We start from the raw sequence: 12,198 nt of genomic DNA, 5'->3' as shown, positions 1-12,198 counted from the left end.
GAGCAATCCGTGAAGCTTGTTGCTCATTATTTCATATTTTACTCCGCGGCATCAACCTGCTTCTGAGCTTCCACGCGGATGGTTTCCCAGCCTGCTGCATCCAGTTCGCCCTTAATTACTTCGATCAATTCTCTCGGGTCCCTGGCTCCGGTCCAGAATTCGGATTTGTATTTCTCATATACCGCACGGCAGCTTGCCAGCTCGGTCTCTACACTGCTGGTATCCATATCGAAGCCCAGCATAACGGAAGGTTCCGCGTTTGCATTCAGTTCCTTTACTTCATCCCACTGATTTACTTCTGTCTCTGCAAGCTGGGAAACATTGAAGAAAGTACCCTGCGTATATCCAGCCATGCTCCAGTCGGAGTTCAATTTCTCAATTTTGCCGTCATCCGTATAGTTAAAGTTCTCGCCTTCCACGCCGTAATATAACCAGTCACGTACTTTGGAGTCGGTATTTACAAGCTGTAATAGCTCAAGCGCCTTATCCGGATGCTCACAGCCCGAGTAAATGGCATTCAGGGAACCTCGTACTGAGGTGTTGGATACTACCGTATCGCCGTACTGTACCGCTACGCAGTCTTCAATTCCGTTGTTCGGTCCCCATGTGGAAGCTGCCGCTCCACTCCAGCCCTGTGCTGTGAAGAACGTTCTATATTTATTCGCATCGTCCGCTGTCGGAGCGTCACCGTTTATAATTCCTTCCTTATACATCTGATGTATGATATCGAGATTTTTCAGAATGTCCTCATCCTCCAACGGATTTACAACAGTCTTCGTATCATCATTGTATTTGACACCGAGAGCAGAAAGACCTGCACCCAATTGATCGAAATAAGCCGTCACAAGGAAATCGGCTCCCGATTTCGACATATAGTAGGGCTCAGTTCCTTCGCCGTCCTTAATAGTCTTAAGCGCATCATATAAGCTCGTGAAATCATTTACCGTATTGATATCGATATTGTATTTATCCGCTACTGCTTTATCCCAGATAAAATATTCGGTTACAGAGCTGTCTTTATAGGTAGGTACTCCGTAAACTTTTCCGTTGATGGAAGCCGCCCGCCAATAATCCTCAGGAATCATTGAATACAAATCCGGTGCCGAGGTCTTTAAAAGGTCGGTCATATCTAGGAATGCTCCTGTCGCTACTTCCGAATTATATCTCGCCTGGTCTGTAAAAAGAATGTCGAACGCCTCTCCCGAGTTAACGATTACGCTGCGGCGGTTATCCCAGTCGCCCCAAGGTACGATTTCCATATCCACATTCACTCCGATTTTTTCCTCTAAATAAGGATTGATCTGAGCCAGCCATGCGTCGTAGTTGGTAGGCATTCCGTTTCCTACCTGAATCCATTTTAACGTAACGACCTCGCCGCTATTGCTGCTTTCCTCACCCGCCGCAGGCGCTTCAGTAGTTTCCTTGCCTGCCGTCTCATTGCCCGTGCCAGTCTGTGCTCCGCCATTGCTTCCGCATCCTGCAAGAAGGCCGATTCCCATAACACACGCCATTGCCATTGCTACAAATCTCTTTTTCATACAACCTCTCCTTTTCTTTTACTTTTATATCATTTAAAAGTGTTTCTTTCAGGAATACTTTCGCTCCCTGAAAATAAAACGCAAGCGTTTTCAAAATTTTTATCAACCCTTTACCGCTCCTACCGTCAGTCCGGATATAAAGTATTTCTGGAAAAACGGATAGGTACATGCGATAGGAACGATGATGATAATCGCCATAGCCATTCTCGCGCCTTCTTTGGGCATAGAATTCATATATTGCTGCATCGTGACTCCCAGAGTCGGATTATTCGCCATCATCTGAATGTTCCTCTGCACATGGTCTAAAAGGGCCTGCAGGGAAAACAGTTTCGTATTCGTAATATACAGAGAAGACTGGAACCAGTCATTCCAATATCCAAAAGTCAAAAACAGCGCTATAGTGGCTATCAAAGGTTTAGACAGCGGTATGGCTATTTTACCGAAAATAGTAAGCTGGGATGCGCCGTCAATTTGTGCCGATTCAATTACCGAGTCGGGAATATTCGTCTTAAAAAAAGTCTTACATATAATTACATTAAAGGAAGAGACACACAGCGGGAGAATTAAAGCCCATATGGAATCCTTCAGGTGCATGAATTGCGTATTTACCACATAAGAGGAAATCATACCTCCGTTAAAAATCATGGGAATAAATACTATCATCGTGCAGAAACCCTTCAGCTTATAATCGCTCCTCGAAAGCACATACCCCATCAATGTAGTAAGCGCTACGCCAAGCACCGTACCCACTACCGTAACGAGAATGGAGATACCAAGAGCATGGACTATCATTTCTCCTTCCCTGAATAAAAATAGATAGGAGTCAATAGAAAAAGCTTCCGGTATAAAACGGTATCCGTTCATCTTAATAGACTGCTCGGATGAAATGGATATGATAAATATGAATACCACAGGTATAATGCACATCAAGGCAACAATCGTAAAAATAATGTTGAAAAATGCGTTTGTTTTTCCTGCAATCATGTTAAGCCTGGAGGCTGAATTTTCCGCCTCTTTATTTTTTCCCATATTCCATTCCTCCTTTCTATATGATAGCGCTGTCTTCATCGATTTTTTTCACAATAGCATTGGCTACAAGAATGGTAATGCAGCATGCCACCGACTGGAAGAAGGTAGCCGCCGAAGTCATTCCAATTGGAGTCGCCGACTGGAGCGCGTTAAATACATAAGTATCGATTGTAGCCGTCGCGTTAAATATGGAACCGCTGGCTCCTTGTGAAAGCTGGTAGAACAATCCGAAATCCGAATAAAATATCTTTCCCACATTCAGGATGAACATCATAATAATGACGTTTTTAAGGCAAGGAAGTGTAATATACCATACCTGCTGGCGTTTGTTGGCCCCGTCTACCACCGCGGCTTCATACAAGGTAGTGTCGATTCCTGTAATACTGGATAAGTAAATGATCATGTTGTATCCGGTAGACTTCCACAGATACATAAAGATGAGTATAAATGGCCATAGCCCCGCTTTCATGTACCATTGAATGGGTGTATTTCCCGCATCCCTGATCATTCCGTTAACGAGTCCGTTGCTCTGATTCAAAAAGGCATCCAGAAAATATGCTACAACGACCCATGACATGAAATAGGGAAAAAACATCAATGTCTGATAGACTTTTGACTTCCTCTTATTGTGCAGCAGGCTGATCATAATCGCCATACCTACGGAAAGTACCATCCCCAAAACAATAAATGTCAAATTATATAAAATAGTATTGCGCAGTATGATGTACAGGTCATTCGATTTAATTAAAAACTCAAAGTTCTTGAAGCCCGCCCATTCGCTGTGGATCACATTATAAATGAAGCTCTTTCCGCCCGTAATTTTATAATTCTTAAACGCAATGACCAACCCGAACATCGGCAGGAAACAAAAAAGTATATACCATACCGTGGTGGGAAGCGCCAATATCGAAAGCTCGGTATCATTTTTTGTCCAATGTCTCTTTTTCCGTTTCGTCCGAACACTTTCACTTCTCAATTGCTTTCTCCTCCTTTGCCTTTATGCGGCTGCCGCATCTTCATTTATTTAAATCTTTGACAGAGTTTCTGAAAATATTTTTGCCTACCACCCGGTAGACCTCTCCGCCCTTCTTACTCGGATTATCCATGTGCCTGATGATTCTCCTCGATACTACCTTACCAATTTCTTCCATATTAACGGCCACCGTCGTAAGCTGAGGCTCACACAGCTCCGCATAAATATCGTTATCAAAGCCAACGATAGATATGTCATCCGGAATGCGAAGATTCCTTTCCTTCAAAACCCTTACCAGACGAAAGGCCGCTTCATCGCAGTTGCACAAAAAAGCACTGGGAAGCGTATCGGGGAGTTTAAGATCTATCGATTCTCCCTCTATCGTTCTATCCGGTATCAGCCACTGCGGGTTAGGATCTACTCTCTGTTCCATAAGAGCCCGCATATATCCAAGATAACGGTCCGTAATGCTGGTGGTGGCTCCTACCGTACCTACGAATCCAATATTTTTATGTCCCATCTGCATAAGGTATTCCGTCATCTCATAGGTGCTGTAGATATTCTCCGTTACTACGGAATCGGACTTATGCGTCTCATCGTATACGTCCACATAGACCTTCGGCAGCTCGATGGAGTCCACCTTATCTCTGACTACATGGTCCAGAATCCCCAATAGGATGAGACCGTCAAACATTCCTTTTTTCTCAATCGTCTCTAAATCTCCCATGAGACTGTTTCTGTTAGGAGTAATCATAACGCTGGTACAGGATGCCTTTCTCAGTTCACTAATGATTCTCTCATACATTCCTATATAAAATTTCCCGCTGTCCGACATAGAGGTGAACCGGTCACTCATGATGACCCCGACCTTCCTCGTCTTCCGCTGTCCGTAGTCGGGAAGGATATAGCCATATTGTTCCGCCACCTGAAAAATTCTATCCTTCAGTTCATCGCTTACGCCGTCTTTTCCGTTCAGGGCTTTGGAAACTGTTACCTTGCTGATGCCCAACTCATCCGCAATGTTCTGCATGGATATTGGTTTTTGCGCTGCCATATCCGCTCTCCTTTTCAAAATCATTTGTTAGCTTACATTTGTTATATTTAACTTAACATATTTTTTACTTTTTAGCAATAGCAAGTTAGCAATTTGTATATTTTTTATTTTTATGTTTTTATTTTCTATCCATATTATCTAATTATCGTCGATTTTTGAACATGCAAAAATTAATAATTTTGTTTTATTTTACTTTTTTCTTTTTTCATTCTTTTTTATGTTTTTGTTTTATATTTTTTGTTACCTAACATTTTATTATATAAATCAATTTCTTTCGACTTTATATATCTCACCGTCCTATCCCGAATTCTCGTTTGAAAAGAACAAAAGTGTGCTCTGCTCACTGTCTTTTCTATGAAATAAAAAAACACCGAAAATCTTAAAGTTCTTAAGATTTCCAGTGCGTTATAATTTGCTTTATTACGTCATCGTTATTCAATTCCTTTTTGAAAAAGCTCCAATTCCCTATTGAAGGCATCGGCCACTCGCTTATCATTCAACCACGTAATTACATATACGGAAACGAATACGAGCATAATAAAGAGAGTCAGAATGACAGAAAGTCCCGGTGAAAAACGAACTCCCGAAGCATAGTTAAGTCCGAAAATCATCGCTTCGATCAAAAACAGATGAAGCCCCTTCCTTACAATAGCTTCGACTACACTAAGTTCTCTCTTGGAATAACTCACGATACCCAGGAGAGAGGACAACACCCCTATCAGAGGCGGAGAAAAAAAGGCATAATAGCCGAAGGTGACCTCTCTAAGATAAACACTGCCTATGATAGCACTGCCTATAGTTATTAGAGTTGTACTGATGAAAAAGGCCGCAGCCAAATCGGATATCAAATTTTTACATTTCATTTTATATTTCCTCCAAACACAGTCTCTCTGATAGAACCTATATACTGCCTTGAAATCATCACCTTCTCGCCATTTTTCAAGTGGGCGAGAAAACGGCCGTTCAGTGCCGGACTGATGCTCTTTAGCTGCATGAGGTTCAGTACCACGGACTTGGAGCAACGAATGAAGTGATAAGGAGCATAAGCCCTCTCCGCCTCATACAGCCGGAGCTTTATCTCAAATACCCGATTCTGTGTATAGGCGAACAACTTTTCATCTACCGCTTCAAAATAATATATTTCTTCAAGCTTAATTTTTATAATATGTCCGTTTTCCGCACCTGACAGCTCGATTCCTTTTGATATGGCATAGGTGTAAATATCCTTGATTTCCTGCGTCAGCTCGACACATTCAATGATCACCTGCTCCTGCTCTTTGTTGTCTATCTTCCTTACCGTCACCCTCATGTCAATATTCCTTTTCTATTGTCAGCGTCCCTTCTCCCTTCAGGTAATAATCGAAAAAGGCAAGTACTACATAATTTACATTCTCCATACATTTTCTGGCATCCACATCACCCACACCGAGCAGCCTTGCAAGCGGTGGTGAAACGATCGGCAAATCCGTAAAATTCAGATGGCCCGCATCATCGAAAATCACTTCTCTATAATCAAGCGCTCGTTCGCCTGTATAAAAATTCACATATCCATCTCCCGGTACTTCCAAAGCCAAATCGTGTATTACCTTAGAATTCACATCCAGCAAGGGAATTGGATACGGCTCTTCATTGAATATTTCCGTACCATCCTTAAATCCGGCATATTCGCCTAACATAGTACCTTCCAAATCGATGACCGCATCAATATCCTTCCGCTCTCTTCCAACCTGAACGGATGCCGCTCCGCCGAGAGAATGCCCGAATAAACCAATCTTATTTCTATCGATCATGGAAAAGGGAACCTCATTTACGGTATCCGCTTTCTCCAAAATAGTATCAAGAACAAAATTCATATCCTCTGTCCTCACCTTCATCCATTCCCGGCTGTTCAAATAGGTCGTCATTTCCTTATCCGAATCATCTTCACCCTCCGGCGTTTCATCCGAGTTCATGGCATAAATCTGCTCAATGAATTCCTTGGAGGCATAGGTCGTCTTTCCGCTTACATCCTTGACAAACATCGCATGGTAAGGATGCCCTATACTAACCACAACATATCCATGGGAAGCCAGCTCAGTATAAGTGGAGTTGTTGCTGTCAATAACGCCGAATGCTCCGTGGGAAAAAACAACTAACGGATAAGCTCCTTCCTCGGCAGGATACCAGACCTTCACAGTTACTGACCTGTTTTCGCCAATGTCTGAAAAGGTTTCAATGCGGTTCTCGTCTGCATAAGTATACTCCGCAATTTCCACAGCATGTTTGCCCGTTACCGCAAGCGGATTATACTGGGGAAATAAAAATGCCGGGAGCAATGCCAAAAGATAAACTGCGATATTGACCAGAAAAAGCGCTGTCATCGTTACTTTTCCATAGGGCTTGCCTTTACGCCTGCGCTCTGTAAGCAAACCCATGCAAGTCTGAAAAAGCAAGACTAACAGTATCGCACCATATCTCGAAAGCCCTTCCATGACACCGGCAATAAGCAATAGTGCTAAAATCGTAGTACAGACTGCCTTCCAAATATATTTTTCTCTTCTCTTAACGTTTCCCGTTTTGAGCGCCCAAAACAAAAAAATGATTTCTCCCATAATCAGCAGAATCAATATTACAGTTTCCATTTAAAAGCCTCCTGTGTTTTGTATAATTTATCTTATACAAAACATAGCACATCCGCACAGTTAGGGCTATCATTCGCCGGATAAGATGCTTCTTGAATGGGTGAAATGCATTTTCAGCTTATAACTTTTTTAGTTTGACAGGAATAAAGCTTTCCATCTGTGCCCACCCCTGCGCCTTTATTATTGGCTCAGGAGTTATAATGTGACCCATCGCATAGTGGCCGGCGCGAACATCCAGTTCCAGTATTTCAGATTCCTCGATATACTTAAGCGCTTCTTCATATAACCTTCCGCCGGTTTCCTCATCGCCGTCTTTATATACATAAGTAAGGTAATAACCGCCTTCAAAGTCAATGATCTCATTTCCTCCGTCATCCATACCTTCGCTCAGGGCCCACATCCATATCATTCCTTGTTTATCCTCATCGAAATACAAAAAATCACGTGGCATAAAACTATCCCTGTCACTTGGCTTTATCGCTGAAAAATAAGTATCGAACTTTCCTAAAATACCTGTCGGAGAAAAATCGAAGTTCTTATCCGGCTTCGAAGACGCCGCCCTAAATGGGGGCAATGCTATTACTCTAAATTTCATGTATTCTCCCTCCCTAATCCGCATTTTCCATACATAATATTTATGCATGCTTCTTTTTGAGTATTTTATCATACTCTTTGGAGCTTTACTACTTACGGATTACATCGTCTATATAATATTAATATATTGCACAGTATATTGATTCACTATTATAATAAAGGAGATCCCAAATTTATTTGTATCGTAACGCGATAATTGCAAAGGCGTTGAATCGTTATAAATAAATTATGAAAATATAAAATGGAGAAAAATTATGAACGAAAATGAAATTTCGGAGCTGGCGAGACGACAATCGTGGAGTTAGTGGTTTTACCACCACTGATATGCTTGAAAATACCAAGATCTATGTAATGGCATATTATCCCGTCAATGAGGTGGATAAGTTATCAGATAATGAGACAGGAGGATTAACCTTTAAAAACAGAAACAATGAAACCATAAGAAAAGTTAATCTCGAAATCGAACAAATGGCGAAACAATTATGCTGTCGTTTTATTAATGTCAATTCAGGACTGACAGATTGTCAGGGAAGGCTCAAGAAAGAATATACGATTGAAGGTATTCATATGTATGCTAATGCTTATCACAAAATATTACAAAATATGCTCCCTTATATAGTGAAATATTGAGGTCTGTTAAGCAACAAGAACTGACGTGAAATTTTAGTAGTTATTATGGAGCAAAACATATGGTTCAACCTGATGAAATAAACGATGTATTAGGTTCCACTATTTATATATGTTAATATAATAATATTAATAATTATGTCTTTTTTTGGAGAAATTAAATGGATTATTCTAATCAGAACGACTTTTCAGATGCTAAGCGAAGAGAACAAGCGAGAACTCCTACGCCCCCACCTCCACCGCCCCCATTTCCAGGGATACCTAGACCAGGTTCCGGAACTGGACCCGGGCCTGGATTCGGACCCGGACCCGGGCCTGGATTCGGACCTGGACCTGGGCCTGGATTCGGACCTGGACCTGGGCCTGGATTTGGACCCAGACCTGGGCCTGGATTCGGACCCGGGCCTGGACCTGAAGGCCCCCGTTCAGGCGCCCCCACATCGGCGCCTCCAAACTACACCCCTTCCAGGCAGATAACTACCTTCCGGGTTGATCCTTCCTCCATTCGAAACTGTCTGGGACGATTCACCTATGTCTGGATGAGTAACGGGGATGAGTTCTGGATGTTCCCTATTCAGGTGAGCCGCAATACCGTAACCGGGTTCCGTTGGAACCGATTCTTCCGATGGAGCTTTTTTGGGGTTTCTCTCAATAGAATCGACGCGTTTACGTGCGTATAGTTTATAATGAAAAAGGCTTGTGGGGAAATCTGAATAATGCTTTCTCCACGAACCTTTTATCAAATCAATCATTTTTCGGGAAGCTTTGGATGTTCTGCGTTAAATCTCTAATTGTTTCTTTATAATAATCACCGTTTTACGATAAACAAAATAAATAATTAATATGACTATCATAAGGACAGCACCACAGACTAATAGTCCAACCATTTCATCCACAGAAAACTTACCATCATTGGCGTACATGAGCATGCAATATAATAGAAACATAGTGCTGATTCCTACTACAGAAGGCGTTCGGAAAACCTTTTGACACTGCATTTTTACTTCTTTTGTAAGAAATTCAGGTGATGCACCAAGCCGTTTTAGATCATCGAACACATAACGGTTATTTATTGCAATGGTCTGACACCGGGTATAACTGATGATCAGGGCAGATAAGATACACACGATGAAAATAAAAAGAAATACCATTAAATACACCGCAAAATTACGCAGGAAATCATTGTAATCCAGAATCCTGAACTTAGGCATATATGTCCAATAGGCACGGAAATCCGAAGAATCAGGATGCTGGAAGCTGATTTTAGTCATTTGTCCAGTATCTCCCCAGTATATTTCTCCGCGTTCATTCTCTGAGATTTTGGTAACAGTGTCATAGTACGCCGGAAGCTCACAGCTAGAATCGAAAGACGATACAAATGTACGGAAAAACTCATTGGCAAAGGCATAGTTATCAGCACCTTCTACATTAAATATCATGATCATTCCCTTCCATTCGTCAGAGAGTCCGGCGGCGGCCTCTCTATAATCCTTATCATCCAGAACGTAATAACCTATCTGATCCGTCAGCATATCATAGTGTACCATGCCTGCAAATTGCGTATTTAGTACTTGCCTGTTCACCATATTTGTAAATACTTTGGCATCCGTCTGCAGCCAGTACGTGCCTGTTTCTGCCGTATTACTGACCGCAAGGTATGTACCGGAAAGAACATCCACATTTTGGCCTGTCATATGATTATAATCAGTTTCTGCCAGGAACTTGCCCTGCTGTAAAAGCGTTCGGTACTCAAGATGGAAATGGCCGTTTGCTTCCTCTACCCTTATATTTCCGTCAATGCCAAGTGTTATATATTCGCATTCGCCCCAGTCCTTTGTCATTATATCATAGCGGGACGCCATATTTTCAATATCCAATCTTTCCGGCACATTTTGATCTGACCGGTAATGAAACATATAATCATAAGGTCTGGCCTTCACACCGGTAAGCTGGCCAGTTGCAAGCATCGGAATATAAAATACGGCAAAGCAGGCGCCGGCAATCAAGACAGTGCTTACAAGGAGATTATTTACCGTCTGCTTTCCCTGAAACTTCATCATACTTCGGGAAATAATGTTCTTATATGGCTCTTTTTTACGGGAACGCCAGCCATAAACGACAGTGTGCAGCATTACCATATATAATCCTATAAAAACAGGAATATAGAATAAGTTGATCAGTGCAGAAGGATATGCCGAGAATACGCTAATGTATAATCCCGGTGCCAAGTAGCCGGAGACGCCCCCTGCAAACAACAGAAGAAGTCCCATAGGACCGCACCACCTTCCCAGTTCTTTCACCGGTTCGTTTCTATGCTCTTCTTGTATAATATCAATAATATTTGTGCGTTTCAAATATTGTCCTGCTGTTATGCAGGCAAACAGTATAACAATAAAAGCAAAGACAAAAGCAATCAACAGACACTTTAAGTTAAACCGTAGTTTCATTTCTGCACTGTCTACGACAAAAAGTCTAAAACAGTTCCAAAGAATCCATACAAAAGGAAAGCCCGCTGCGATACCCGCAAGGGATGAAAAGGAACTTAAGGTCAGCACCTCTTTAAAGAGCCCGGGCTTTAATGCTTTTCTGGAGGCCCCCATCGCCATCAGAATGCCAAGTTGTCCGGACTTTTTTCTAAAGAACAGACTGGCGGCATACACAGTAAATACCGTGCATCCAAATAGCGTCAGTACAAATATCATAATCATCTGCTTCCGGCTGTCTCCTCCTTCAGGCAGTACATTTAATACCGTGGGAGAAAGCATCATTACTGAGTAGGCTGAAATTAACATAAGTGCAATAAAATTACAGAATAAATAAATTCTTGCCTGTTTATAATCCGCAAGTTGTAATTTCTGTTCCAACTCTTTCATTGTCGTCATTGTTCACCACCCATTTCTTTCATCGTATCCAAAAGCAGACTGTGGAATGCCTCGCGTTCTCCCATTTTTTCCAACTGCCGGTAAATAACACCATCCCTTAATAAAATGACGCGGTCACAAAATGAGGCAGAAAAACTGTCATGGGTTACCATAAGGATAGTAGCACCCATTTGTTTCCTCGCATTTTCAAAGGATTCAATGACCGTTCTGCCGGATTTGCTGTCAAGATTTCCGGTAGGTTCATCTGCAAGAATCATCAATGGGTTGTTAATCAGGCTTCTTGCCACTGCAGTTCGCTGACGCTCGCCTCCCGATATTTCGGCTGGATATTTACCGGCAATATGCTCTATTCTGAAAAGCGAAATTAATTGATCGGCCCGTTCTTCACTTTCTTTATCCACGCTTCCTTTAATGATACGGGGCACGAGAATATTCTCACGGACGGTTAACCCGTCTAAAAGCATGAAATCCTGAAAAACAAACCCCAGCTTCTCATTCCGAATCTTTGAAAGCTCCTCTTCCTTCAAGTTTGCTATTTGTTTTCCGCCCAAGGTAATACTGCCTTTCTCAAAAGGAATATAGCACGAAATGCAATTGAGCAGCGTGCTTTTCCCCGATCCGGACGGACCCATGACTGCAACAAATTCTCCATTCGCAACATGAAAACCAGGTCCTTTCAGCACAGAGTATTCTGTTTTTCCTATCATATAAGTTTTATATAAGTCTTTTACATATAACATAATAATTACCTCCTTTTCTGTTTCTCATAAGTATAATATAGAAAATAATTTTTATTTAATGACATGCGATTTTCTGTAGTTCTTATGTAAAGTTTTGCTCTTATCTGTAAAATCTGTAAAGCTTTGCACGCCTGATGTAA

Annotated in this window: 11 protein-coding genes; 1 reads left to right on the top strand and 10 read right to left on the bottom strand. The window is 41.8% G+C overall.

What is annotated here, in order from left to right; all coding sequences use genetic code 11:
• Positions 1 to 38: 38 nt before the first annotated feature.
• The 8 genes from V6984_RS10390 to V6984_RS10355 form a co-directional block, all read right to left on the bottom strand.
• On the bottom strand, positions 39 to 1,538 hold the full coding sequence (locus tag V6984_RS10390; protein ID WP_342759712.1) for an ABC transporter substrate-binding protein: 1,500 nt from the start codon (positions 1,536 to 1,538) through the stop codon (positions 39 to 41).
• A 102-nt stretch (positions 1,539 to 1,640) separates the two neighbouring features.
• Positions 1,641 to 2,567, bottom strand: a complete 927-nt coding sequence (locus V6984_RS10385) for a carbohydrate ABC transporter permease (RefSeq protein WP_342759711.1) — start codon at positions 2,565 to 2,567, stop codon at positions 1,641 to 1,643.
• A gap of 16 nt (positions 2,568 to 2,583) precedes the next feature.
• On the bottom strand, positions 2,584 to 3,543 hold the full coding sequence (locus V6984_RS10380; RefSeq protein WP_342759710.1) for an ABC transporter permease: 960 nt from the start codon (positions 3,541 to 3,543) through the stop codon (positions 2,584 to 2,586).
• 40 nt (positions 3,544 to 3,583) lie between these two features.
• Positions 3,584 to 4,594 carry a LacI family DNA-binding transcriptional regulator gene (locus tag V6984_RS10375; RefSeq protein ID WP_342759709.1) on the bottom strand — a complete coding sequence of 337 codons (1,011 nt, stop codon included), beginning with the start codon at positions 4,592 to 4,594 and terminating at the stop codon, positions 3,584 to 3,586.
• Positions 4,595 to 5,025: 431 nt separating this feature from the next.
• Positions 5,026 to 5,457 (bottom strand): DUF3021 family protein, encoded by a 432-nt coding sequence (locus V6984_RS10370; protein ID WP_342759708.1) that lies wholly within the window; start codon positions 5,455 to 5,457, stop codon positions 5,026 to 5,028.
• The gene (locus V6984_RS10365) at positions 5,454 to 5,903 is read right to left on the bottom strand and encodes a LytTR family DNA-binding domain-containing protein (protein WP_342759707.1); all 450 of its coding nucleotides are present in this window, start codon (positions 5,901 to 5,903) and stop codon (positions 5,454 to 5,456) included. Before V6984_RS10365 ends, V6984_RS10370 begins: the two co-directional genes overlap by 4 nt.
• 1 nt (position 5,904) lies before the next feature.
• Entirely contained in the window at positions 5,905 to 7,215 is a 1,311-nt protein-coding gene (locus V6984_RS10360) for a hypothetical protein (protein WP_342759706.1), read from the bottom strand.
• A 118-nt stretch (positions 7,216 to 7,333) separates the two neighbouring features.
• Complete coding sequence (locus V6984_RS10355; RefSeq protein WP_342759705.1) at positions 7,334 to 7,810, bottom strand: hypothetical protein; 477 nt, start codon at positions 7,808 to 7,810, stop codon at positions 7,334 to 7,336.
• A gap of 263 nt (positions 7,811 to 8,073) precedes the next feature.
• Here V6984_RS10355 and V6984_RS10350 point away from each other — a divergent pair, with 263 nt between their 5' ends.
• Positions 8,074 to 8,439 carry a hypothetical protein gene (locus V6984_RS10350; protein WP_342759704.1) on the top strand — a complete coding sequence of 122 codons (366 nt, stop codon included), beginning with the start codon at positions 8,074 to 8,076 and terminating at the stop codon, positions 8,437 to 8,439.
• Between the two features lie 776 nt (positions 8,440 to 9,215).
• Here V6984_RS10350 and V6984_RS10345 read toward each other — a convergent pair.
• Together V6984_RS10345 and V6984_RS10340 are read right to left on the bottom strand one after the other, a co-directional pair.
• Positions 9,216 to 11,318, bottom strand: coding sequence for an ABC transporter permease (locus tag V6984_RS10345; protein ID WP_342759703.1), 2,103 nt, complete (start codon positions 11,316 to 11,318; stop codon positions 9,216 to 9,218).
• On the bottom strand, positions 11,315 to 12,058 hold the full coding sequence (locus tag V6984_RS10340; protein ID WP_342759702.1) for an ABC transporter ATP-binding protein: 744 nt from the start codon (positions 12,056 to 12,058) through the stop codon (positions 11,315 to 11,317). Before V6984_RS10340 ends, V6984_RS10345 begins: the two co-directional genes overlap by 4 nt.
• Positions 12,059 to 12,198: the final 140 nt, after the last annotated feature.

Origin of the sequence: Kineothrix sp. IPX-CK, assembly GCF_039134705.1 — a bacterium.
Lineage (GTDB): Bacteria > Bacillota > Clostridia > Lachnospirales > Lachnospiraceae > Kineothrix > Kineothrix sedimenti.
The sequence above is the reverse complement of the archived record's forward strand: the minus strand, read 5'-3'. Positions and strand labels throughout refer to the sequence as shown.

Excerpts from the sequence above, each read along its gene's own strand:
- V6984_RS10370 (WP_342759708.1), bottom strand. The coding sequence starts at position 5,457 with ATGAAATGTAAAAATTTGATATCCGATTTGGCTGCGGCCTTTTTCATC.
- V6984_RS10345 (WP_342759703.1), bottom strand. The coding sequence starts at position 11,318 with ATGACGACAATGAAAGAGTTGGAACAGAAATTACAACTTGCGGATTAT.
- V6984_RS10390 (WP_342759712.1), bottom strand. The coding sequence starts at position 1,538 with ATGAAAAAGAGATTTGTAGCAATGGCAATGGCGTGTGTTATGGGAATC.
- V6984_RS10360 (WP_342759706.1), bottom strand. The coding sequence starts at position 7,215 with ATGGAAACTGTAATATTGATTCTGCTGATTATGGGAGAAATCATTTTT.
- V6984_RS10340 (WP_342759702.1), bottom strand. The coding sequence starts at position 12,058 with ATGTTATATGTAAAAGACTTATATAAAACTTATATGATAGGAAAAACA.
- V6984_RS10350 (WP_342759704.1), top strand. The coding sequence starts at position 8,074 with ATGAAATTTCGGAGCTGGCGAGACGACAATCGTGGAGTTAGTGGTTTT.
- V6984_RS10375 (WP_342759709.1), bottom strand. The coding sequence starts at position 4,594 with ATGGCAGCGCAAAAACCAATATCCATGCAGAACATTGCGGATGAGTTG.
- V6984_RS10355 (WP_342759705.1), bottom strand. The coding sequence starts at position 7,810 with ATGAAATTTAGAGTAATAGCATTGCCCCCATTTAGGGCGGCGTCTTCG.
- V6984_RS10385 (WP_342759711.1), bottom strand. The coding sequence starts at position 2,567 with ATGGGAAAAAATAAAGAGGCGGAAAATTCAGCCTCCAGGCTTAACATG.
- V6984_RS10365 (WP_342759707.1), bottom strand. The coding sequence starts at position 5,903 with ATGAGGGTGACGGTAAGGAAGATAGACAACAAAGAGCAGGAGCAGGTG.